The 22,132-nt window shown below is 73.2% G+C and carries 19 protein-coding genes and 1 riboswitch; of the genes, 14 read left to right on the top strand and 5 right to left on the bottom strand.

Features of this window, described 5'->3' with window-relative positions:
- The first annotated feature begins 68 nt into the window (after positions 1-68).
- The 5 genes from AACH10_RS15440 (at position 69) to AACH10_RS15420 (ending at position 4,422) form a co-directional block, all read left to right on the top strand.
- The gene (locus AACH10_RS15440) at positions 69-998 is read left to right on the top strand and encodes an NAD-dependent epimerase/dehydratase family protein (protein WP_341411344.1); all 930 of its coding nucleotides are present in this window, start codon (positions 69-71) and stop codon (positions 996-998) included.
- Complete coding sequence (locus AACH10_RS15435) at positions 995-2,125, top strand: ABC transporter permease (RefSeq protein WP_341411343.1); 1,131 nt, start codon at positions 995-997, stop codon at positions 2,123-2,125. The genes AACH10_RS15440 and AACH10_RS15435 overlap by 4 nt, the downstream gene beginning before the upstream one ends.
- Positions 2,118-3,101: an ABC transporter permease gene (locus AACH10_RS15430; protein ID WP_341411342.1), complete on the top strand. Its 984-nt coding sequence runs from the start codon at positions 2,118-2,120 to the stop codon at positions 3,099-3,101. The genes AACH10_RS15435 and AACH10_RS15430 overlap by 8 nt, the downstream gene beginning before the upstream one ends.
- A gap of 74 nt (positions 3,102-3,175) precedes the next feature.
- A complete protein-coding gene (locus AACH10_RS15425) occupies positions 3,176-3,601 on the top strand; it encodes a cytidine deaminase (protein ID WP_341411341.1) in 426 nt (141 codons plus the stop codon).
- The gene (locus AACH10_RS15420) at positions 3,598-4,422 is read left to right on the top strand and encodes a purine-nucleoside phosphorylase (protein ID WP_341411340.1); all 825 of its coding nucleotides are present in this window, start codon (positions 3,598-3,600) and stop codon (positions 4,420-4,422) included. Before AACH10_RS15425 ends, AACH10_RS15420 begins: the two co-directional genes overlap by 4 nt.
- A gap of 16 nt (positions 4,423-4,438) precedes the next feature.
- On the opposite strand, the gene AACH10_RS15415 is transcribed toward AACH10_RS15420, so the two are convergent.
- From AACH10_RS15415 to AACH10_RS15405, 3 genes are all read right to left on the bottom strand, one after another.
- Positions 4,439-5,692, bottom strand: coding sequence for a D-amino acid dehydrogenase (locus AACH10_RS15415; RefSeq protein ID WP_341411339.1), 1,254 nt, complete (start codon positions 5,690-5,692; stop codon positions 4,439-4,441).
- Positions 5,693-5,750: 58 nt separating this feature from the next.
- Positions 5,751-5,860: riboswitch (glycine riboswitch) on the bottom strand.
- Positions 5,861-5,962: 102 nt separating this feature from the next.
- Positions 5,963-7,198, bottom strand: a complete 1,236-nt coding sequence (locus tag AACH10_RS15410; RefSeq protein WP_341411750.1) for a M20 aminoacylase family protein — start codon at positions 7,196-7,198, stop codon at positions 5,963-5,965.
- A 61-nt stretch (positions 7,199-7,259) separates the two neighbouring features.
- The gene (locus AACH10_RS15405) at positions 7,260-8,249 is read right to left on the bottom strand and encodes a tripartite tricarboxylate transporter substrate binding protein (RefSeq protein WP_341411338.1); all 990 of its coding nucleotides are present in this window, start codon (positions 8,247-8,249) and stop codon (positions 7,260-7,262) included.
- 138 nt (positions 8,250-8,387) lie between these two features.
- Between AACH10_RS15405 and AACH10_RS15400 the strand changes: the two genes are divergently transcribed.
- The 8 genes from AACH10_RS15400 to AACH10_RS15365 all read left to right on the top strand — a co-directional run bounded on the left by AACH10_RS15400 (position 8,388) and on the right by AACH10_RS15365 (position 20,705).
- A complete protein-coding gene (locus tag AACH10_RS15400; protein ID WP_341411337.1) occupies positions 8,388-9,278 on the top strand; it encodes a LysR family transcriptional regulator in 891 nt (296 codons plus the stop codon).
- Positions 9,279-9,339: 61 nt separating this feature from the next.
- The gene (ushA, locus tag AACH10_RS15395; RefSeq protein WP_341411336.1) at positions 9,340-10,983 is read left to right on the top strand and encodes a bifunctional UDP-sugar hydrolase/5'-nucleotidase UshA; all 1,644 of its coding nucleotides are present in this window, start codon (positions 9,340-9,342) and stop codon (positions 10,981-10,983) included.
- 16 nt (positions 10,984-10,999) lie between these two features.
- Entirely contained in the window at positions 11,000-11,785 is a 786-nt protein-coding gene (deoC, locus tag AACH10_RS15390) for a deoxyribose-phosphate aldolase (RefSeq protein WP_341411335.1), read from the top strand.
- Between the two features lie 41 nt (positions 11,786-11,826).
- Positions 11,827-12,273 carry a VOC family protein gene (locus AACH10_RS15385; RefSeq protein ID WP_341411334.1) on the top strand — a complete coding sequence of 149 codons (447 nt, stop codon included), beginning with the start codon at positions 11,827-11,829 and terminating at the stop codon, positions 12,271-12,273.
- Positions 12,274-12,288: 15 nt separating this feature from the next.
- On the top strand, positions 12,289-13,644 hold the full coding sequence (gene deoA, locus AACH10_RS15380) for a thymidine phosphorylase (protein ID WP_423228619.1): 1,356 nt from the start codon (positions 12,289-12,291) through the stop codon (positions 13,642-13,644).
- A gap of 125 nt (positions 13,645-13,769) precedes the next feature.
- The gene (locus AACH10_RS15375) at positions 13,770-14,267 is read left to right on the top strand and encodes a DUF2059 domain-containing protein (protein WP_341411332.1); all 498 of its coding nucleotides are present in this window, start codon (positions 13,770-13,772) and stop codon (positions 14,265-14,267) included.
- A 248-nt stretch (positions 14,268-14,515) separates the two neighbouring features.
- Complete coding sequence (locus AACH10_RS15370) at positions 14,516-15,631, top strand: response regulator (protein WP_341411331.1); 1,116 nt, start codon at positions 14,516-14,518, stop codon at positions 15,629-15,631.
- Positions 15,624-20,705, top strand: a complete 5,082-nt coding sequence (locus AACH10_RS15365) for a PAS domain S-box protein (protein WP_341411330.1) — start codon at positions 15,624-15,626, stop codon at positions 20,703-20,705. The genes AACH10_RS15370 and AACH10_RS15365 overlap by 8 nt, the downstream gene beginning before the upstream one ends.
- Before the next feature lie 13 nt (positions 20,706-20,718).
- On the opposite strand, the gene soxZ is transcribed toward AACH10_RS15365, so the two are convergent.
- Both soxZ and soxY read right to left on the bottom strand, forming a co-directional pair.
- On the bottom strand, positions 20,719-21,033 hold the full coding sequence (gene soxZ / locus AACH10_RS15360; RefSeq protein ID WP_341411329.1) for a thiosulfate oxidation carrier complex protein SoxZ: 315 nt from the start codon (positions 21,031-21,033) through the stop codon (positions 20,719-20,721).
- A 17-nt stretch (positions 21,034-21,050) separates the two neighbouring features.
- Entirely contained in the window at positions 21,051-21,509 is a 459-nt protein-coding gene (gene soxY / locus AACH10_RS15355; RefSeq protein ID WP_341411328.1) for a thiosulfate oxidation carrier protein SoxY, read from the bottom strand.
- Positions 21,510-21,650: 141 nt separating this feature from the next.
- Here soxY and AACH10_RS15350 point away from each other — a divergent pair, with 141 nt between their 5' ends.
- Positions 21,651-22,106: a DUF2214 family protein gene (locus AACH10_RS15350; protein ID WP_341411327.1), complete on the top strand. Its 456-nt coding sequence runs from the start codon at positions 21,651-21,653 to the stop codon at positions 22,104-22,106.
- Positions 22,107-22,132: the final 26 nt, after the last annotated feature.

Here is a 22,132-nt window from a genome sequence, read left to right as displayed (position 1 = left end):
CGGCCGCTCCGAAGGGAGCGCGTTCCTCCCTCGGGGAGGTGGTCACGCAGTGACCGGAGGGTTGTCCAGTGAAGGTTCTCGTCACCGGCGCCAGCGGCCGCATCGGCCGCGCGCTGATGCGGCGCCTGTCGCGCGACCACGCCGTGCAGGGCCTGGACCGCGTGCCCTCGTCCACCGCGCACTGGGTGGGCGATCTGGCCGATGCCGCGCTGCTGCAGCGCGCCCTGGCGGGCGTGGATGCGGTGGTGCACTGCGCCGCGCTGCATGCGCCGCAGGTGGGCCAGGTGCCCGATGCCGAGTTCGAGCGCGTCAACGTGCAGGCCACCGAGGCGCTGGCGCGCGCCGCCTGCGCGGCCGGCGTGGGCCACCTCGTCTACACCAGCACCACGGCGCTGTACGGCGCGGCCAGCACGCCGGTCCACGCGGCGGGCTGGGTGGACGAAGACACCGTGCCGCAGCCGCGCACCGTCTACCACCGCAGCAAGCTGGCGGCCGAAGCGCTGCTGGCGCGCTGGGCCGATGCCGGCGCCTTCGGCCTCACCGTGCTGCGCATGGGCCGCTGTTTCGCCGAACCGGCACCGGCCATGGCCGTGGCGCGCCTGCATCGCGGCATCGATGCGCGGGATGTGGCCGAGGCCCATGCGCTGGCGCTGGCCCAGGCGCAGCCCGGCACCCGTACCTACCTGCTCAGCGGCGCCACGCCCTTCCAGCCCGCCGATGCCGTGGCGCTGAAGACCGATGCCGCCGCGCTGATCCGCCAGCGCGTGCCCGAACTGGCCGCTGCCTTCGCGGCCCGCGGCTGGGCGCTGCCCGCCGGCATCGACCGCGTCTACGACGCCAGCCGCGCCCAGCGCGCGCTGGGCTGGCAGCCGCGCCACGGCTGGGCCGAGGTGCTGCGCCAGCTGGATGATGAATCGCCCGAGGTGCTGCCCGTCGGATTTCCGGTGGCCGGCGGCACCGCTGCAGAAGCTGTCCCGATGAAAGATCCCTGCCTGTGAGCCGGCCCGTCGAACTGCCCCGCTGGGCCGACATCGGCCTGCTGCCGCTGATCAACCTGGCCATGGCCCTGGCCGTCAGCGCCATCGTCGTGGCCGTGATCGGGCTCGACCCGGTGCAGGTCATCACGCAACTGGTCAAGGGCGCCTTCGGCACGCGCTCGGGCCTGGGCTACACGCTGTACTACGCCACCACCTTCACCTTCACCGGCCTGGCGGTGGCCGTGGCCTTCCATGGCGGGCTGTTCAACATCGGCGGCGAGGGCCAGGCCATGGTGGGCGGCCTGGGCGTGGCGGCCGTGTCGCTGGCCTTCGGCAACAGCCTGCCGGCGGTGCTGATGCTGCCGCTGGCGGTGGTGGCGGCGATGGCCTTCGGCGCGGCCTGGGCGGCGGTGCCGGCGGCGCTGCAGGCCTGGCGCGGCAGCCATGTGGTCATCACCACCATCATGTTCAACTTCATCGCGTCGGCCCTGCTGGCCTGGCTGCTGGTCAACCACCTGAAGGCGCCCGGCGGCATGACGGTGGAAACCGTGGCTTTCGCCGACAGCGCCCACCTGCCCGGCATGCACGAACTGCTGGCGGGCCTGGGCATCGAATGGCCACGCACGCCGCTGAACGCCAGCCTGCTGCTGGCCCTGGCCGCCGCGGTTGGCGTGTGGGCCTTGCTGTGGCGGCTGCGCGCCGGCTACGAACTGCGCGCCGTGGGCCACTCGCCCGAGGCCGCGCACTACGCCGGCATCCATCCCAGGCGCCAGGTGATGCTGGCCATGCTGATCTCGGGCGCGCTGGCCGGCATGGTGGGCGTCAATGAGCTCTCGGGCGTGCAGCACAAGCTGCTGCTGGACTTCGTGGCCGGCGCCGGCTTCACCGGCATCGCGGTCAGCCTGATCGGGCGCAACCACCCGCTGGGCATCGTGCTGGCGGCGCTGCTGTTCGGCGCGCTGTACCAGGGCGGCGCCGAGCTGGCCTTCGAGGTGCCGGGATTCAGCCGCGACATGGTGACCACGCTGCAGGGCCTGATCGTGCTGTTCTCGGGCGCCATGGCGCGCGTGGCGGCGCCGGCCTTGTCGCGCGTGGTGATGGCGCTACAGCCGCGCGCTGCCGTGGCCGCAGGAGCCGCGCATGGATGACACGCTGATCTTCCTGGGCGGCCTGCTGGCGTCCACGCTGCGGGTCTCCACCCCGCTGATCCTGTGCGCGCTGGCCGGCCTGCTGAGCGAGCGCTCGGGCGTCATCGACCTGGGCCTGGAGGGCAAGATGCTGCTCTCGGCCTTTGCCGCGGGCGCCGTGGGCGCGTTCACCGGCAGCTGGCCGCTGGCGCTGGCCGCGGCGCTGATGGTGGGCGTGGCGCTGTCGATGCTGCACGGCTATGCGTGTGTGAGCCACACCGGCGACCAGGTGGTGATGGGCATGGCGCTGACCATGATCGCCGCCGGCCTGACCATCGTGCTGGGCATCGCCTGGTTCAAGCAGGGCGGGCAGACGCCGGCCCTGCCCGATGCCGTGCGTCTGGGGCCGCAGGGGGTGGCGCTGGGCGAGGCGCTGAAGGCCATCCCGGTGATCGGCCCGGTGCTGGGGCTGGGCCTGGCGGGCCACAACGCGCTGGTCTACCTGGCGCTGGCGCTGGTGCCTGGCGTGTGGTGGCTGCTGTACCGCACCCGCCTGGGCCTGCGCCTGCGCGCCACCGGCGACAACCCGGCCATGGTGGATGCCGCCGGCCTGAGCGTGCTGCGCCTGCGCTACGGCGCACTGGCGATGAACGGTGTGCTGTGCGCACTGGCCGGCGCCTACCTGGTGCTGGCGCAGAACGCCAACTTCGTGCCGCACATGACGGCCGGCCGTGGCTACATGGCGCTGGCGGCGATGATCTTCGGCAAGTGGCGCCCGGTGGCCGCGCTGTGGGCCTGCCTGCTGTTCGGCTTTCTGGACGCCGTGGCCATCCGCCTGCAGGGCGTGGCGCTGCCGGCGGCGCTGGGCGGCGGCCAGGTGCCGGTGCAGGCCATCCAGGCCCTGCCCTATGTGCTGACCGTGGTGCTGCTGGCCGGCTTCATCGGTCATGCGCGCGCGCCGGCGGCCTTGGGCACGCCCTATCTGAAAGAACGGTAATGTCCGCCCCCCGTCGCGTTGCGCCGGCCCCCCGCGGGGGCGCAAAGCCTGCTTGGGGCGGCCCGGCGCTGGCTTTGCCTCGCTTCGAGCACCACCTCGATGCTCTGCTGGCCGCCGCCCGCGCGGCCCGCCTGCGCGCCCACGCGCCGTACTCGCGCTTTCTGGTGGGCGCGGCGCTGCTGGACGAACACGGCCGCATTCACGCCGGCTGCAATGTCGAGAACGCGGCCTACCCGCAGGGCCAGTGCGCCGAGGCCACGGCCATCGGCACGCTGGTGCTGGCCGGCGGCACGCGCATCGTGGGCGCCGTGGTGGTGGGCGTGGCGGACGCGCCGGTCACCCCCTGCGGCGGCTGCCGCCAGCGCCTGCGCGAATTTGCCGCCGACGATTGCCCGGTGTGGGTGGCCGATCTGCATGCCGTGCGCGCACAATTCACATTAGGCCAGTTGCTGCCCGCCAGCTTCGGCCCTTCGCATCTCACGTTTCCCCCTGCCCCATGAACGATTCCCAACTGCTCGACCTGATCGGCCGCAGCGTCGAACGCATCCGCAGCGCCAGCGACGACACGCCCGAACTGGCCATCGTGCTGGGCTCGGGCTGGGACGGCATCGCCGGCCTGGTGATGGACCCGGTCGACATCCCCTATGCGCAGCTGCCGGCCTTTCCGGCGCTGGGTGTGGCCGGCCATGCCGGCACGCTGCGCCTGGGCCGCATCGCCAACCGCCCGGTGGCCCTGCTGCGCGGCCGCAAGCATGCCTATGAGACCGGCGATCCGGCCGGCATGAAGGGCGCCATCCGCACGCTGGCCGCGCTCGGCTGTGGCACGCTGGTGCTGACCAATGCCGCCGGCAGCCTCGATCCGGCCATGCCGCCGGGCTCGCTGATGCTGATCAGCGACCACCTGAACATCGTGCAACGCACGCCGCTGCACGGCGAGACCGACAACCAGCGCTTCGTCGACATGGTCAACGCCTACGACGCCGCGCTGCGCGACCAGGCCGCCGCCGCCGCCAGCGCCGCCGGCATCACGGTGCACGAGGGCGTCTACGCCTGGGTGCTGGGCCCGCAGTTCGAGACGCCGGCCGAGATCCGCATGCTGCGGCTGCTGGGCGCGCAGGCGGTGGGCATGAGCACCGTGCCCGAGACCATCCTGGCCCGCCATGCCGGCCTGAAGGTGCTGGGCCTGTCGATGCTGACCAACATGGGCGCCGGCATGGCCGACGAGAACCTCAGCCACGCCCACACGCTGAACACCGCCAGCGCCACGGCCGACCAGGCCGCCAAGCTGCTGGCGGCGGTGGTGCCGGCGTTGAAGGCCTGACGCCCCGGCCGCCCGGTCAGGCGGCGAACGAGAACGCCACCTCCGGCCGCAGGCCGCTGACGATGCGCGCAATGCTCTTGCCCGAGCCGCAGGCATGGGTCCAGCCCAGCGTGCCGTGGCCGGTGTTCATGAACAGGTTGGCGAGCTTGCTGCGGCCGATGATGGGCACGTTGCTGGGCGTGGCCGGGCGCAGGCCGGTCCAGAACTGGGCCTGCGTGGTGTCGCCGGCGCCGGGGAACACTTCTTCCACGCGGCGCACGATGGCCTCGCAGCGCACGCGGTTCAGGTCGCGGTCGTAGCCGTTGAGTTCGGCGGTGCCGGCGATGCGCAGGCGGTCGCCCAGGCGTGAGAAGACGAGCTTGTACTCGTCGTCGGTCAGCGACACCTGGTGCGCCATGGCCGCATCCTTCACCGGCATGGTCACCGAGTAGCCCTTGGCCGGGTAGATCGGCAGGCGGATGCCCAGCGGCGCAGCCAGCCGCGGGCTCAGCGAGCCCATGGCCAGCACATAGGCGTCGGCCTTCAGGCGCTGGAAGCGGCCCTCGGCATCGGTGGCCTCCACATGGTCGATCTGGCCGCCGGCCTGGCGCAGCGCGGTCACGGTGTGGCTCATGCGGAACTGCACGCCGGCCGCGGCGCAGCGCTTGGCGAGTTCCTGCACGAAGCGGTGGGCGTCACCCGATTCGTCCTCGGCCGTGTAGGTGGCGCCGGCCAGTTGCGGGCGGATGTGGCGCAGCGCCGGCTCGATGGCCACGGCCTCGTCGGCCGAGACCAGGCGGCGCTCGCAGCCCAGCGCCCGCATCTGCTCGGCCGGGGCCACGGCGGCCTCGAACTCGGCCGCCGAGGTGTAGAAGTGCAGGATGCCCTGGGTGCGCTGCTCGTACTGCAGGCCGATCTCCTGGCGCAGCTGCTGCAGCGTGGCGCGGCTGTAGGTGCCCAGGCGCACGATCTGCAGGATGTTGTGGCGCGTGCGGCCGGGCGTGCACTGGCGAAGGAACTCCAGGCCCCAGCGCCATTGCGCGGGGTCGGCGCGCAGGCGGAACAGCAGCGGCGCGTCCTCGCGGCCCAGCCACTTCAGCAGCTTGGCCGGCGCGCCGGGGTTGGCCCAGGGCTCGGCATGGCTCACCGACACCTGGCCGCCGTTGGCGAAGCTGGTCTCCGCGGCCGGGCTGGCCTGGCGGTCGATCACCGTCACGTCATGGCCCTGCTGGCGCAGGAACCAGGCCGAGGTCACGCCGAGCAGGCCGGCGCCGAGGACGATCACATGCATGGGAAGCACTCCACAAACGGGTGCCCGCGTCCGGCGCGATGGATGCCGGATCGGGCTTGCCGCTCCCCCTGTCCTCGGTACCTGAGAGATTCAGCGCCGCGCACCGTGCGCGGGCCTTGCTCCTTCGGTGCTTCACGCCGGGCGTGAAGGCTCTCCAGACGGCGATGGTGGTGTGCAGTACGGGACCTGAGCGTGCATGGGAGTTTGCGCCTTCGGTGGCCGACGCCGCCTGGGGCGGTGCCGGCACTCTCCTGCAGAAGCGAAAGGGTATCAGGGGGCCGGCGGAGCCTCCGTGTCCAGGGTCTTGGGGTCGGCGAGAAAGCGCTCGGCCAGCCGCACCCAGTAGGCGGCGCCGATGGCCAGGTTGTCGTCGTTGAAGTCGTAGCCGGGGTTGTGCACCATGCAGGCATGGGCCGGGGCATGGTCGCCCACCGCGGCGCCGTCGCCATTGCCGATCAGCAGGTAGCTGCCGGGCACGCGCTCGAGCATGAAGGCGAAGTCCTCGCTGCCGGTCAGCGGCGGGCCCTGCTCGGTCACGCGGCCGGCGCCCAGCAGTTCCAGGCCCACCTGGCGGGCGAAGGCGGTTTCGTCGGGCGTGTTCACCAGCACCGTGTAGCCGGGGCGCCAGTCGATCTGCGCCGTGCAGCCCAGGCTCTCGGCCTGGGCGCTGATCAGCGCCTTGATGCGCGCTTCCAGCGTGCGGCGCACGTCACGGTCGAGCGCGCGCACGCTGATCTCCAGCCGCGCGCTGGCCGGGATCACGTTGTTGGCCTGGCCGGCCTGCAGCGCACCCACGGTCACCACCGCCGTGTGCAGCGGGTCGATGTTGCGCGACACCACGGTCTGCAGCGCCATCACGATGCTGGCGGCCGCCACCACCGGGTCTTGCGCCAGGTGCGGCATGGCGCCGTGGCCGCCCACGCCGTGCAGCGTGACGGTGGCGTAGTCGGACGAGGCCATCGCCGCGCCCTCGCGGAACACCAGCCGACCCTGGGCGATGCCGGGCATGTTGTGCATCGCGAACACGGCGTCGCAGGGGTGCTGGTCGAACAGGCCGTCGGCCATCATGCACAGCGCGCCGCCCTGGCCTTCCTCGGCCGGCTGGAAGATCAGGTTCAGCGTGCCGCTGAACTGGCCGTGCGTCGCCAGGTGGCGCGCGGCGGCCAGCAGCATGGCGGTGTGGCCGTCGTGGCCGCAGGCATGCATCACGCCGGCATGGCAGCTGGCATGGGCGAAGGTGTTGGCCTCGGTGATCGGCAGCGCGTCCATGTCGGCGCGGATGCCCAGCCGCCGCGTGCCGCTGCCGCGCTGCAGCGTGCCCACCACGCCGGTGCCGCCCAGGCCGCGGTGCACCGTGTAACCCCAGGCCTGCAGGCGCTCGGCCACCAGCGCGCTGGTGCGGTGTTCGTCAAAGCCCAGCTCAGGGTGGCGGTGGATGTCGCGGCGCAGCGCCACGAACTCGGGCGCGGCGTCGCGCAGCGCATCCAGCGTGGCCAGCGAGGCCATCGGATCGGCACCGTTCAGGGCCAGCAAGGCCGGGCTGACGTGGTCGTTCATGGCTGTGGGCTCACTGCGGTTGCAGCTTGATCTGGCGAGCGAGGGCGCGGTACTTCGCCGTCTCGGTCTCGAAGAAGCGGGCCGATTCGGCCAGCGTCATCGGCCGCGAGGCCACCTGCGTCTGCGCCGCCAGCTGGCTGCGCACGCCGGCGTCCTGCAGCGTAGCGGCGATGTCCTTGTGCAGGCGCTGCACCACGTCTTCCGGCGTGTCCTTGCGCACCATGAAGCCGGTCCAGATCGTGAACGCGAAGTCCTTCAGCTGCCGGCTCTCGCTCAGCGTGGGCTGGTTCTTCATCAATTCCGAGCGCTGTGCGCCCAGCTGGCCGATGATCTTCAGCCGGCCCTGCTCGGCCATCGCGCCCATCGCGGCGCTGTACACCAGCACGGCAAAGTCGACCTGGCCGCCGGCCACGTCCTGCAGCAGCGGCGCGTTGCCCTTGTACGGCACATGCGCGGCCGGCATGCCGGTGCGGTGCTGCAGGTCTTCCACGATGAAGTGGTACAGCGAGCCGATGCCCACGCTGCCGTAGGTCAGCGGCTTGTCCTTGTTCTTCTTGCCCAGTTCGATCAGCTCGTCCACATTCGCCACCGGCAGGTCCTTGCGCACCAGCAGCACCATCACCGCATCGGCCACCGGGTGCACCAGGCGGAAGTCTTCGGCCTTGACCTTCACCGCGGCATTGGCCAGCGGCGCCAGGATCACCTCGTTGGGCGAGGCCTGGAAGATGTACTGGCCATCGGCCGGCGCGGCCAGCACCTTCTGTGCGCCCAGCGCGCCGCTCACGCCGCCCAGGTTCTCCACCAGCACCTGCTGGCCCAGCTGCTTGCCCAGCGGCTGGTTCAGCAGGCGGGCGATGGCGTCGCTGGGGCCGCCGGCGGGGTAGGGCACCATCAGGTTGACGGGCTTGCTGGGGTAGGCATCGGCGCCCAGCGCCAGGCCACAGGCCAGCAGCAGCGGGGCGAACAGGGCGGCACGGCGGGCAAGCAGGCGGGGGCGCATGGCGGAATCCTCGGCAAGGGGTGGGGACACAAAGATCGACGACGCCAGGCCATCGTAGGCAGCGCCATTTCGTGCGTCCAATGCATTGTTCTTTGCATTAGCATGAGCTCACTGCATGCATTGCGCCGAAGGTTGCCGATGACGCTGATCCAGCTGCGCCACTTCATCGCACTGGCCGAGCTGGGCTCGTTCAGCCGCGCGGCCGACGATGTGCACCTCACCCAGCCGGCGCTCAGCCGCAGCATCCGCGCGCTGGAGGACGAGCTGGGCCAGCCGCTGTTCGACCGCGTGGGCCGGCGCAACGAGCTCAGCGCCTTCGGCCGTGCGGTGCTGGTGCGTGCGCGTCAGATCGTGTTCGACGCCGACGAGCTGCGCGGCAGCGGCCCGCGCATGCGCCAGGGCCTGGCCGGCCGGCTGCGCGTGGGCCTGGGCTCGGGCCCCGGCGCGATGCTGATGACGCCGCTGCTGCTGCAGGTGGCCGGCCAGCCGCCGGGCCTGCAGGTGGAGGTGGCGCGCGGCGGCACCGAGCTGCTGGTGCAGGCGCTGCGCGCGCGGCAGCTGGATGCGCTGGTGATCGACGCGCGCTCGCTGGTGCCGGCGCCCGACCTGCACAGCGAGCCGGTGGGCGAGATGCGCGGCGCCTTCCTGGTGCGGCGCGGCCACCCGCTGGCGCGCAGCCGCCGCGCGCCGACGTTCGATCAGGTGGCGGCGCACGGCATCGCCTCCACGCCGCTCAGCGACGAGGTCGCGCGCATCCTGGTCGAGCGCTACGGCCCGCAGGCGCATCCGCAGCGCTGCGTCACGCTGCGCTGCGACGAGGTCGGCAGCCTGGCCGAGGCCGCGCGGCACAGCGACGTGGTGCTGCTGGCCATCCGCGCCGCGGCGCCCGATCTGGTGGAACTCACGCTGGCGCCGCCGCTGGACGCCACCGCGCGCTTCGCGCTGGTCACGCTGGCCGGGCGGGCCGAGGCGCCGGCGCTGGCCCTGGTGCGACAGCTGGCGCTGGCGCTGCTGCAGGATGCGGGTTGACGCCATGCCCCTATGGCATGCTCCATGCCTTCGTCCCGAGCCCGCCCCTGTGCCGTCGTCCATGCCCCTGCATCGCCGCTCCGTCCTGCTCACCCCGCTGGCGCTGGCCGCCGCCCTGCTGGCCGGCTGCGCCACCGCGCCCCAGCCCGACGCCACGCCGGCGCCGCGCGCGCCGCTCAAGCTCACCATCCTGCACACCAACGACCACCACGGCCGCTTCTGGCCGAATGCCGATGGCGAGTACGGCATGGCCGCGCGCAAGACGCTGATCGACCGCGTGCGCGCCGAGGTGGCGGCCGCTGGCGGCGAACTGCTGCTGCTGGACGGTGGCGACATCAACACCGGCGTGCCCGAGAGCGACCTGCAGGACGCCGAGCCCGACTTCCAGGGCATGAACCGCCTGGGCTACGATGCCTCGGCCGTGGGCAACCACGAGTTCGACAAGCCGCGCAGCGTGCTGCTGCGCCAGAAGGCCTGGGCCAACTTCCCGCTGCTGTCGGCCAACATTTACCAGGACGGCCAGCGCCTGTTCGAGCCCTACCGCATCTTCGAGCGGCGCGGCTACAAGATCGCCGTGATGGGCCTGACCACCAACGACACGGCCAAGATGGTGCTGCCCGACAACGTGCGCGGCACCGAGTTCCGCAAGCCCATCGACGAAGCCGCGAAGCTGGTGCCCGAGCTGCGCGCCAAGGCCGACATGGTGATCGCCGCCACCCACATGGGCCACTACCCCGATGGCAACCGCGGCGTCAACGCGCCGGGCGACGTGGAGATGGCGCGTGCCGTCAAGGGCCTGGACCTGATCGTCGGCGGCCACAGCCAAGACCCCGTGTGCATGCTGGCCGAGAACCGGCGCAACGAGGCCTATGTGCCCGGCCAGCCCTGCGCGCCCGACCGCCAGAACGGCGCCTGGATCGTGCAGGCCCATGAATGGGGCAAGTACGTCGGCCGCGCCGACTTCGTCATCGAGGCCGGCCGCGTGGAACTGGTGAAGTACCAGCTGCTGCCGGTCAACCTGAGCCGCAAGCTGGCCGACGGCACGCGCGCCACCTACACCGAGCGCATCCCCGAGGACACGGGCCTGCGTGCCTTCCTGCAACCCTTCCAGGAGCGCGGCCAGGCCCGGCTGAACGTGCCGGTGGCCCAGGCCGATGGCGTGCTGGACGGCGACCGTAGCACCGTGCGCAAGCAGCCCACCACGCTGGGCACGCTGATCGCCCGCGCGATGATGGACAAGATGGGCGCCGACCTGGCCCTGATCAACGGTGGCGGCGTGCGCGACAGCCTGCCCGCCGGCACCATCACCTACCGCGACGTGATGAAGGTGCAGCCCTTCTCCAACACCGTGGGCGTGGCCGAGCTCACTGGCACCGAACTGCTGGACTACCTGCGTGCCGCGGCCCGGATGACGCCGGGCTCGGGCGCCTTTGCCCAGACCGCCGGCGTGCGCATGGTCATCGAGGGCGGCGTGCTGAAGCAGGCGCTGGTCGGTGGCCAGCCCATCGACCCGCAGCGCCGCTACAAGCTGGCGATCAACAACTTCACCGCGCTGGGCGGCGACGGCTACCCGCGCCTGCGCGAGCACCCCGGCTACACCGACAGCGGCTACAACGACGCCGAGGTGCTGCGCGCCTACCTGGCCGCACGCAGCCCGCTGAAGGTGGCCGACTTCGAACCAGGCGACGCCGTGGTGCGCCGCTGAAGCCCCATCGATCGACATGAGCGACACCTTGCTGAACGACGCCCGCACCGCGCTGGCTTGCCTGGACCTGACCAGCCTGAACGACGGCGACACGCCGGCGGCCATCACCGCGCTGGCCGCCAAGGCCGCCGGGCCGGCGGGCCGACCCGCCGCGCTGTGCGTGTGGCCGCGCTTCGTGGCCCAGGCCAAGGCCGAGGCGCCGGCCGGCGTGGCCGTGGCCGCTGTGGCCAACTTCCCCGACGGCAGCCTGGACCTCGCCCGCGCGGTGGCCGACACCCAGGCCATCGTGGCCGCCGGCGGCGACGAGGTGGACCTGGTGCTGCCCTGGCGCGCGCTGCAGGCCGGTGATGCGGCCGGCGCCGCCGCCGTGGTGCAGGCGGTGCGCGCGGCCTGCCCGGGCCGGGTGCTCAAGCTGATCATCGAATCGGGCGAGCTGGCCACGACGGCCCTGATCGCCCAGGCCAGCGCCATCGGCCTGGAGGCCGGCGTCGACTTCCTGAAGACCAGCACCGGCAAGACGCCCACCGGCGCCACGCCCGAGGCGGCCTGCGTGATGCTGGAGGCGATCGCGCAACACCAGACCGCCCACCCGCGCGGCGCGGCCGTGGGCTTCAAGGCTTCGGGCGGCATCCGCACCGTGGCCGACGCGGCGCTCTACATCGGCCTGGTGCGCGAGATCCTCGGCGAAGGCGCGCTGAACGCCCGCCGCCTGCGCTTCGGCGCCAGCGGCCTGCTGGGCGACATCGAGCGCGTGCTCACCGGCGCCGGCGCGGGCAACACCGCCGCGCCGGGCAGCTATTGAGGCCGCCGCCCCAGCCCGTCATTCAGCGCAGGAGGCCCGCCATGCCCGAGGTCATCGGCATCGACCACATCTACCTCACGGTCAGCGACCTGGCGCGCTCCGAGGCCTTCTACACCCAGGTGCTGGAGAAGACCCTGGGCTACCGCAGCAACCGCTTCACGCTGGGCGGCGATGCGCACGTGCAGTTCTACAACCGCCTGCACGGCATCGTGCTGCGGCCGGCGCGCGTGGCCACGCCGCACGAGCCCTACGCGCCCGGCTTGCACCACCTGTGCCTGCGCGTGGACAGCGCGGCCGATGTGGCCGAGGTGGCGCGCGCGCTGCAGGCCGCCGGCATCGCCGCCAGCGACGCCCACACCCACTCGGAGTACGCGCCCGACTATGTGGCCACCTTCTTCACCGATCCCGACGGCCTGCGCCTGGAGGTCACCAATTACCGGCAGGAACGGCGTGACCGCCACGACCGCTGGTCCGAGCTGGGCGGCTGAACGGCGGGGCCGGGCCTGATGCGCGCTGCCGAGATCATCCGCGCCAAGCGCGACGGCCGGGCGATCACCGAGGCCGAGATCCAGGCCTTCGTGCGCGGCCTGGTCGACGGCAGCTGGAGCGAGGGCCAGGCCGCCGCGCTGGCCATGGCCATCGTCTGGCGCGGCATGACGCGCGCCGAATGCGTGGCACTGACCCAGGCCATGACGCACTCGGGCCAGGTGCTCGACTGGCGCGACGCGCGCCTGCCCGGCCCGGTGCTTGACAAGCATTCCACCGGCGGCGTGGGCGACAAGGTGAGCCTGCCGCTGGCGGCCATCGTGGCGGCCTGCGGCGGCGTGGTGCCGATGATCTCGGGCCGCGGCCTGGGCCACACCGGCGGCACGCTCGACAAGCTGGAGGCCCTGCCCGGCTACACGGTGAACCCGCCGCGCACGCAGCTGCTGGCGGCGCTGGGGGCGGCCGGCTGCGCCATCGTCGGCGCCGGGGCGGATCTGGCGCCGGCCGACAAGCGGCTGTATGCCATCCGCGATGTCACGGCCACGGTGGAGTCGGTGCCGCTGATCACCGCCAGCATCCTCGGCAAGAAGCTGGCGGCCGGGCTGCAGGGCCTGGTGCTGGACGTCAAGGTGGGCAACGGCGCCTTCCTGTCGGGGCTGGACGAGGCGCAGGCGCTGGCGCGCAACCTGGTGGACGTGGCCTGCGGCGCCGGCTTGCCCACCCAGGCGCTGATCACCGACATGAACCAGCCGCTGGGCCGCACCGCCGGCAATGCGTTGGAGGTGGCCGAGAGCATCGCCCTGCTGACCGGCGCCCGTGCCGGGGCGCCCGAGCCGCCCGAGCCGCGCCTTCTGGAACTGACCCTGGCGCTGGCCGCGCAGCTGCTGCACCTGGGCGGGCTGGACGCCAGCGTGGCGGCCGCCCGCGCGCGGGCCGAGGCGGCGCTGGCCAGCGGCGCGGCGGCCGAGCGCTTCGCCCGCATGGTGGCGGCGCTGGGCGGGCCGGCCGACGTGCTGGCCGATGCGCGCCTGCCTGTGGCCCCGGTGGTGCGGCCGGTGCCGGCGCTGCGGGCCGGCCACATCGCCCGCATCGACACCCGCGCACTCGGTCTGGCCGTGGTGGCGCTGGGCGGCGGCCGGGCGCGGCCGGGCGATGCGGTGGACCCGCGCGTGGGCTTCAGCGGCCTGCGCCCGCTGGGCAGCGCGCTGGCCGCCGGCGAGCCGCTGCTCACCGTGCACGCCGCCAGCGCGGCGGATGCCGAGGCCGCCGCGCGCGCCGTGCAGGCCGCCATCACGCTGGCCGAGGCCGCGCCGCCGCCCACGCCGGTGGTGGTGGGCCGGGTGGAGGCCGCGGCGCCACCGGCCTCGGCGTGACGCCTGGCGTGATGCCCGTCGCGATGCCCGTCGAGAGGCCCCGGCACGGCGTCGCGCCGCCGGCCACCTCCGGCTGGAGGTTATGCTGCGCGCGTCCGTCCCCGTCACCGTCCGGAAAGCCCGCGATGCGCCGTCTTGTCACCCTGATCTGTCTGGCCGCCACGCTTGCCACCGCGCAGGCCGCGCCGCCCAGCGAGGCCTCGATCGAAGCCCTGCTCACCGTCACCAAGGCCGAGCGCCTGCTCGACGGCATGTACGCCAACATCGAGCAGATGATGCGCCAGAGCATGCAGGCTGCCGTGCAGGGCCAGACACTCAGCGACGAGCAGCGGCGCGTCCTGGATGCCGCGCCGGCGCGCCTGGCCAAGGTGATGCGCGAGGAACTGAGCTACGCCTCGCTCAAGCCGCTGTATGTCGGCATCTACCGTGAATCCTTCACCCAGGACGAGGTCGACGGCCTGCTGACCTTCTACCGCAGCCCGGCCGGCGTGGCGATGATTGAGAAGATGCCGCTGGTGATGCAGAAGAGCCTGGTGGGCGTGCAGCAGCGCATGGGCCCGATCATGGACAAGCTGCGCCAGGCCATGGAAGCCGCGGTGGCCGACGCCAAGGCCGCCAAGTAGCGCGCGCCGCGGCGCGCAGGTTTCGGCCGCGGGCGTGAACCCTGCGCGCAAAGCCCTGTCGGCGGCGGGCTGCGCCGGCGCCGCGGCGCCCGCCGATGCCCTAAGATGGATTGCAAAGCTGCCGGCCCAGGCCGGGGGCGATCGTGGCCGTCGGCCGGACGGCGACCGGGCGCATCCGCAGTACCACGATGCCCGGTGGGCAATCGCACTGGTACCGGCGCCGGTGCCCGTGTCGGTGGAGAACCGCGATGAAGCCGTCGACCATCCTGGTCGTCGACGACGAACCGCTGAACCTGGCGGTGATGTCCAAGCTGCTGAACCCGCACTACCGCGTGCTGGGTGCCCGCACAGGCCCCAGCGCGCTGGCGCTGCTGGCCAGTGGCGAACTGCCCGACCTGATCCTGCTCGACGTGATGATGCCGGAGATGGACGGCCATGCCGTGCTCACCCGGCTGCGCGAGGACCCGCGCACGCGGGCCATCCCGGTGGTCTTCGTCACCGCGCTGAGCGACGAGGTCAACGAGGAGCAGGGCTTCGCGCTGGGCGCGGTCGACTACATCGGCAAGCCGATCAAGCCGGCGGTGGTGCTGGCCCGCGTGCGCACCCACCTGGCGCTCAAGCAGGCCCAGGACCGGCTGGGCGAGCAGAACCAGTGGCTCGAGGTCGAGCTGGCGCGCCGCATCCGCGAGAGCCTGTTGGCCCAGGACCTGACGCTGTGCGCGATGGCCGAGCTGGCCGAGACCCGCGACAGCGATACCGGCAACCACATCCTGCGCACGCAGTCGTACATCGAGGCGCTGGGCCGCCAGCTGCAGCGCATGGGCGGCTATGGCGGCGAGCTCGACGACGTGCAGCTCGACCGCATCGTCAAGGCCGCGCCGATGCACGACATCGGCAAGATCGGCATCCCCGACAGCATCCTGCTCAAGCCCTCGCGGCTGGATTTCGACGAGTTCGAGATCATGAAGACCCATGCCCGCATCGGCGGGCAGGCCATCGACCAGGCGGTGCGCAAGGCCATGGCCATGCATGGCGGGGCCGACGGCGAGGCCTCGGCGGCGGTGCGCTTCCTCGAGGTGGCGCGCACCATCGCCACGCACCACCACGAGCGCTGGGACGGCCTGGGCTACCCCGACGGCCTGGCCGGCGAGGCCATCCCGCTGCCGGCCCGGCTGATGGCCCTGGCCGACGTGTTCGACGCCCTGACCACGCGCCGCGTCTACAAGGCGCCCTGGACGCTGGACGACACGCTGGGCTACATCCAGGCGCATGCCGGCCGGCAGTTCGACCCGGCACTGGTGCAGGCCCTGATGGCCATCCGTGGCGAGTTCGCCGCCATCATGGCGCGCCTGGCCGATGACTGAGGCGCGGGCTGCCGCGCCGCTGGTCACCGGGGTGCCCGACGGCCTCGGGGCCGCGATGGAGGAGCGCCTGCGCCTGATGCAGGCGGCGGTGGACCAGGCGGGCGACGCGGTGTTCGGCGTCGATGCCGACGGCCGCGTGGCCTATGCCAACCGCGCCGCCGGCGACTGGGTGGGGCGCGAGCCCGCCGCGTTGGTGGGCCGCCATGCCGGCGAGGTGTCGCCGGCCTGGGCGGCCGACCAATTGGCGCGGCACTGGGCCAGCTGGCGCAGCCTGGGCGGCGCGGTGCTGGAGAGTACGCTGTGCACCGCCGACGGCCACCAGCACCCGGTGGAGATCCGGCTGTGCATCACGCTGGTCCACGGGCGCGAGCTGCTGTTCGCGCTGGTGCACGACATCGCCCAGCGCCTGCGCGCGCAGCAGCGCGACCGCCGCCGCCTGGTGCTGATGGAAAGCCTGGCGCTGGGCGCGCCACTGGACGCGCTGCTCGAACGCCTGTGCCGCGACCACGAGCAGCAGCACCCCGAGAGCCTGTGCGCGGTGATGCTGCGCGACGACGACAGCGGCCACCTGGTCGAGATCGCCGGGCCCAGCCTGCCAGCCGAGTGGCGGCAGCTCATCGCCAACGTGCCGATCTCCGCCGACGCGCCGCCCTGCGGCGCCGCCGCCGCCACCGGCCAGCGCCGGGTGGTCGACGACATCGCCAACGAGCCCAGCTGCGCGCCGATGCGCGAGGCGGCGCTGCGCCTGGGCCTGGCCACCTGCTGGTCCGAGCCGATCCGCGGCGCGCAGGGCCGCGTGCTGGGCACCTTCGCGCTGTACCGCCGCCGTCCCGGCCGGCCCGGCGCCGAGGAGGCCGACGACCTGGCCTTCGCCGTGCAGCTGGCCGCCACCGCCATCTCGCAGGGCCAGACCACGCGCCAGCTGGCGGCCAGCGAGCGCCGGCTGAAGGACCTGCTGCGCGCGCTGCCCGACCTGGTGTGGATGAAGGACACGCAGGGCGTCTACCGCGCCTGCAACGCCGCCTTCGAGCGCCTGCTCGACCGCCCCGAGGCCGAGATCATCGGCTGCAGCGATGCCGACTTCGTCGACGCCGAATCGGCCACCGCGATGCGTGCGCACGACGCCTCGGTGATCGCCACCGGCCGGCCCGACGTGGGCGAGCGCTGGCTGCACTTCGCGCGCGACGGGCACCGCGGCCTGTTCGAGATCGTGCAGACGCCGCTGTACGACGCCGACGGCCAGCCCACCGGCCTGCTGGGCGTGGCGCGCGACGTCACGCTCACCCGCCAGGGGGCCCAGGCCATCACCGACCAGCACCGCCTGGTCGACACGATGTTCGCGCAGACCACCGACGCCATCGTGCTGCTCGACCCGCTGACGCTGGCCTTCATGAACTTCAACGACGCCGCCTGCAACGGGCTGGGCTACAGCCGCGAGGCCTTCGCGCGGCTGCGGCCGATGGACCTGCAGGGCGACCTCGACGAGGAAGGCGTGCTGGCCGTGGTGCGCCGCGCGCTGGGCGGCGAGACGGTGCGCTTCGACACCCGCCACCGCAAGGCCGACGGCGGCCTGCAGATCGCCGCGATCACGCTGCGCCGGGTGCAGTTCGCTGGGCGCATGATGGTCTCGGCCGTGTGGCGCGACATCACCGACAGCCGCCTGCACGAGGTGCGCATCCAGCGCCTGAACCAGGCCTACGCGATGCTCAGCCGCGTCAACGAGGCCATCGTGCGCGTGCGCGACAGCGGCACGCGGCTGTTCAACGAGGTGTGCCGCATCGTCGTCGACGTGGGCGGCTTCCGCCTGGCCTGGGTGGGCGGGCTCGACCCCGGCGGCGGCGGGCTGTTCCCGATCACGCACTCGGGCTCGGCCGAGCACTACCTCGACCAGCTGCGCCTGCCGTCCAAGCAGCCGCCAGGCCCGGCGGCACAGGCCGTGGCGCAGGGCCAGGTGTGCGTGTTCAACGACATCGTCGAGTCGCCGGCCAGCCCGCTGCGCGAGTCGGCGCTGGCCCATGGCTACCGGGCCTTCGCGGCCTTCCCGGTGCCGGCCGGTGGCACCGTGCGCCATGCGTTGATGGTGTATTCCGACATCGTCGGCCACTTCGACGAGGAGCAGGTGGCGCTGTTCACGCGGCTGGCGCAGGACCTGGGCTTCGCGCTCGACTTCAACGCCGCCGAGCAGGCCCAGCGCCAGGAGCAGCGCTTTCGCGAGCAGCTGGTCGACTCGGTGGCCGGGCTGTTCTTCGCGCTGGACCGCCAGGGCCGGCCGGTGCTGTGGAACCGCCGCTTCGAGGAGGTCACCGGCTACAGCCGCGACGAGATCATGCAGCGCGCGGCCACCGAGTACTTCGACCAGGACGAGCGCCAGCGCATCGCCGACAGCGTGCGCGAGGTGTTCGACCGGGGCGAGAGCCGGGTCGAGGCCTCGCTGGTGGCGCGCGACGGCCGGCGCATGCCCTACCTGTTCGTCTCGCGGCGCATCGACCGCTCGCCCGAGCCGCTGCTGGTGGGCACCGGCACCGACATCTCCGACCGCGTGCGCTCCGAGCGCGAGCTGGCGCTGTACCGCCAGCAGCTGGAGGTGCTGGTGGCCACGCGCACGGCCGAGCTCGAATCGGTGAACGCCCGCCTGGCGCGCGAGGACCAGCGCCTGCGCGCGATGCTGGCGCTGAGCCAGAAGGCCAGCATGCTGGGCGAGCAGGAGCTGCTGCAGGGCGGCCTGGAGGTGGCCTGCCGCCAGACCGCCAGCACCGGCGGCTGCCTGGTGGTGGTGGAGGACGGCCAGCTGCTGCTGGGCCAGCAGGCCTGCGTGGGCCTGTCGGGCGAGGACGTGGCCGCGCCGGCGCTGACCGCGCCCTGGCAGGGCGTCTGGCAATCGGTGCTGGCGCAGCGGCGCGTGGTGGCGCTGGAAGGCGACGCGGCACGCCAGGCCGGCGTGCCGCCGGGCCTGGCGCGGGCGCTGTGCGTGCCGGTGGTCGACGAGGGCGAGGTGCGCCTGCTGCTGTGCGTGGCCGACAAGGCCGTGGGCTACGACGCCGCCGACGAACGCGCGCTGGCGCTGATCGGCGGCGACCTGCTGCGCATCGTGCGCCGGCGGCGCATCGAGATCGCGCTCGAGCAGGCCAAGCATGCCGCCGATGCCGCCAACCAGGCCAAGGGCGCCTTCCTGGCCAACATGAGTCACGAGATCCGCACGCCGATGAACGCCATCGTCGGCTTCGCCCACCTGCTGCGCCGCGACCCGCTGACGCCGCGCCAGGTCGACCACCTGGCCCGCATCACCGACGCCAGCCAGCACCTGTTGCAGGTGATCAACGACATCCTCGACTTCTCCAAGATCGAGGCGCACAAGATCACGCTGGACGAGACCGACTTCGGCCTGCGCGAGAGCGTCGAGCGCGTCACCGCGATGCTGATCGACCGCGCCCGCGCCAAGCAGGTGGCGCTGTCGCTGGAGATGCCCGGCTGCCCGGCCGTGGTGCACGGCGACCGCCTGCGCCTGGAGCAGGTGCTGCTGAACCTGGTGGGCAATGCCGTCAAGTTCACACAGCGTGGCCGGGTGATGGTGCGCATCGCCCCGGTGGCCGAGGACGGCCAGCAGGTGCGCCTGCGCTTCGAGGTGGAAGACACCGGCATCGGCATGCGCGAGGACCAGATCCCGCACCTGTTCGAGGCCTTCGAGCAGGCCGATGCCTCGACCACCCGGCGCTTCGGCGGCACCGGCCTGGGGCTGGCGATCAGCAAGCGCCTGACCGAGCTGATGCGCGGCCGCATGGGCGTGCGCAGCGTGCTGGGCCAGGGCAGCCTGTTCTGGTTCGAGCTGCCGCTGCGCCGTGCCAGCGGCCCGGCCCTGGCCTCGGCGGGCGCGCCGCTGGCCGGCGCGCGTGCGCTGCCGGCGCCCGGTGGCGGCGATGCCGTGGTGCTGCAGGGCGCGCGCGTGCTGCTGGCCGAGGACAATGCGATCAACCAGGAAGTGGCCTCCACGCTGCTGGGTGCGCTGGGCGTGACGGTGGACGTGGCGGCCAACGGCGAGGAGGCCGTGCAGCTGGTGCGCGACTGCCCCAACGGCCCCTACGACCTGGTGCTGATGGACGTGCAGATGCCGGTGATGGACGGGCTGCGCGCCACGGCGCAGATCCGCAGTTTCGAGGGCGCCACGCGGCTGCCCATCGTGGCCATGACCGCCAATGCCTTCGAGGACGACCGCGCCCAGTGCCTGGCCGCCGGCATGGACGACTACCTGGCCAAGCCGGTCGAGCCGCAGCAGCTGCGCCAGTGCCTGATGGGCTGGCTGCGCCAGCGCCGCCCGAGCGCGGCCCTGCAGCCGGCCGGCCTGGAGGCCGCGCAGCGCGCGCGCCTGGCGGCCATGCCCGGCCTGGACCTGGCGCTGGGCCTGTCGCGCGTCAACGGCAACTGGGCGCTGTACCTGCGCGCGTTGCGCCTGTTCCGCGGCCACCACGGCCCCGACCTCGTGCGCCTGGGCCAGGGCCCGGATGGGGGGACAACACCTGCCGAGCCGCCCGCCGAACTGCCCGCCGAGGCATGGCGGCCCGGCTCCGCACCGGCCACGGCCTTGCGCCGGCTGGCGCATTCGATCGCCGGCGCCGCGGCCACGCTGGGTGCCGAGACGCTGCAGCACCACGCGCAGGCGCTGGAGCAGGCGCTCGATCCGCAGGCCGAGGGCGGACGCCCGCGCGACGCCGCGGCGCTGCGCGCGTTGCAGCAGGCGCTGGGCACGGCGCTGGGTGAGTTCTTCGGCGCGCTCGACCGGGCGCTGGACGGCGAGGTGCCGGCGCCCGCGCCCGCCCCGGCCGTGACCGCGGTCGACTGGACCCAGGTGCTGGGTGGCCTGCTGTCGCTCAAGCCGCTGCTGGTGAGCCACGACACCACCGCCGGCGAACTGTTCGACACCCAGTTCCCGCTGCTGCAGGCGGCCTTCGGCGAGCCCGCCGAGCGCCTGGGCCGGCACATCCACAGCTTCAGCTTCGCCGAGGCGCTGGAACTGCTGGCGCCGCTGCTCGAGCGCGCCGGCCGCCACGCGGCCGAGCACGAGGCCGGCGCCGCCGCCTGAGCGGCGGCTGGCGTCAGCCCACCGCGGCCTCGTCGCTGCGGCGCTCGCCGCGGTTGTCGATCCAGCTCACGCCGATGCGGTCGCCGGCCTTGGCGCCCCGCACGGTGAACTGCAGAAAGGGGTTGCGCGCCATCGAGGGCCCGCACTGGGCGCTGAGCAGCGGGCGGCCGTTGAGCGTGATGCTCAGCTCGCGGATGAACCAGGCCGGCACGCTGCGGCCGTTGGTCGGGTCCTTGCGCTGGCCAGACTCCATCTCGTGGGCCATCAGCACGCGCACCACGGTCTTGTCGCCGGTGGCCTTGGCGCGGATCAGGGTCGGATCGGGCATCGGAGGGCTCCTCGTGTTCAGCCGCCGCAGCCGCCGGCGGTGACCTGCACGTCGCGGTGGGCGTAGTGCACGCGGCCGTCGCCGGTGACGGCCACCGCCACCACGCCGGAGGACTGGGCCATCTTCACGCGCGTGCTGATGTCGGGCACCAGGCCCTCGCCGGGCTCGAACATCACGCACAGCGGCACCGGGTTCTTGTCCACCAGGATCATCAGCCGCTTCACGCCGGCCAGGGTGGTGGCGCAGCCCACGGCCACGGCGGCGCCGCTCTCGGCCACGTCGGGTGCGGCCAGCGTCACCTCGCGGCTTTCCACCGGCGCCGACAGGCCCAGCACCCTGGCCAGCTCGGCCAGCGAGCGGGCCTCGAACGCGGCCTGGTGCCAGGCGGCCTGCGCCGGCTCGGGCAGCAGGCCCAGGCCGCCCAGCAGTCCGGCCACGGCGGCGCTTCGCTGCAGCATCTGTCGGCGGTCGGGCATCGGGCGGGTCTCCTCGGTCAGATCGGGCGGCGCGCGGCGGATCGGGGGCGCGCGGGCCGCCACCGTACCATCGTCCGCGCCGGGCCACCACCGGGCGCCGTCAAGACGGCGGCGGGCGCGGCCCTCGCTAGACTGGCGCGCATGCTTGCCGACACCGCCTTCGCCTACCTGCACCTGCTGGCCATCCTGAGCTGGGTGGTGTTCCTGTCCAGCACTGCCGCGCTGGCGCGCAGCGAATGGCTCAATGCCGCGGCGTTGGCGCGCCTGGGCGTGGTCGACCGCGTGGCCTTCATCGCCGGCTGGCTGGTGCTGGCCACCGGCCTGGCGCGCGTGGCCGCCAGCCCCAAGGGCGCCGCCTGGCTGCTGGCGCAGCCGCTGCTGTGGGCCAAGCTGGCCCTGGTGGCGCTGATGCTGGCGGCGGCCTGGCACACCCATGCCCAGGTGCGGGCCTGGCTGGCGGCGCACCAGGCCGGCGGCGCGCTGCCGGCGGCCGATGCGGTGGCCACGCTGCGCCGGCGCGTGATGCGCGCCTCGCACCTGATGCTGGTGCTGCCGCTGCTGGCCGTGCTGCTGGCACGCGGGCTGTTCACGGTCTGACCACCGGCTGTTCCCCGGCCGAGGCC

This window comes from Pseudaquabacterium inlustre (assembly GCF_038066595.1).
In the GTDB taxonomy this organism is placed as follows: Bacteria; Pseudomonadota; Gammaproteobacteria; order Burkholderiales; family Burkholderiaceae_C; genus Pseudaquabacterium; species Pseudaquabacterium inlustre.
Note: the sequence above shows the minus strand (reverse complement) of the source record. Positions and strands in the feature narration are given on the sequence as shown.

Coding starts and splice junctions, on each gene's coding strand:
- AACH10_RS15375 (WP_341411332.1), top strand. CDS start 13,770: ATGCGCCGTCTTGTCACCCTGATCTGTCTGGCCGCCACGCTTGCCACC.
- AACH10_RS15415 (WP_341411339.1), bottom strand. CDS start 5,692: ATGCATGTGATCGTCCTCGGCGCCGGCCTGCTCGGCGTGACCTCGGCC.
- soxY (WP_341411328.1), bottom strand. CDS start 21,509: ATGCCCGACCGCCGACAGATGCTGCAGCGAAGCGCCGCCGTGGCCGGA.
- AACH10_RS15385 (WP_341411334.1), top strand. CDS start 11,827: ATGCCCGAGGTCATCGGCATCGACCACATCTACCTCACGGTCAGCGAC.
- deoC (WP_341411335.1), top strand. CDS start 11,000: ATGAGCGACACCTTGCTGAACGACGCCCGCACCGCGCTGGCTTGCCTG.
- AACH10_RS15405 (WP_341411338.1), bottom strand. CDS start 8,249: ATGCGCCCCCGCCTGCTTGCCCGCCGTGCCGCCCTGTTCGCCCCGCTG.
- AACH10_RS15430 (WP_341411342.1), top strand. CDS start 2,118: ATGGATGACACGCTGATCTTCCTGGGCGGCCTGCTGGCGTCCACGCTG.
- AACH10_RS15420 (WP_341411340.1), top strand. CDS start 3,598: ATGAACGATTCCCAACTGCTCGACCTGATCGGCCGCAGCGTCGAACGC.
- AACH10_RS15410 (WP_341411750.1), bottom strand. CDS start 7,198: ATGGCCTCGCTGGCCACGCTGGATGCGCTGCGCGACGCCGCGCCCGAG.
- AACH10_RS15400 (WP_341411337.1), top strand. CDS start 8,388: ATGACGCTGATCCAGCTGCGCCACTTCATCGCACTGGCCGAGCTGGGC.
- AACH10_RS15350 (WP_341411327.1), top strand. CDS start 21,651: ATGCTTGCCGACACCGCCTTCGCCTACCTGCACCTGCTGGCCATCCTG.
- ushA (WP_341411336.1), top strand. CDS start 9,340: ATGCCCCTGCATCGCCGCTCCGTCCTGCTCACCCCGCTGGCGCTGGCC.
- AACH10_RS15365 (WP_341411330.1), top strand. CDS start 15,624: ATGACTGAGGCGCGGGCTGCCGCGCCGCTGGTCACCGGGGTGCCCGAC.
- AACH10_RS15370 (WP_341411331.1), top strand. CDS start 14,516: ATGAAGCCGTCGACCATCCTGGTCGTCGACGACGAACCGCTGAACCTG.
- soxZ (WP_341411329.1), bottom strand. CDS start 21,033: ATGCCCGATCCGACCCTGATCCGCGCCAAGGCCACCGGCGACAAGACC.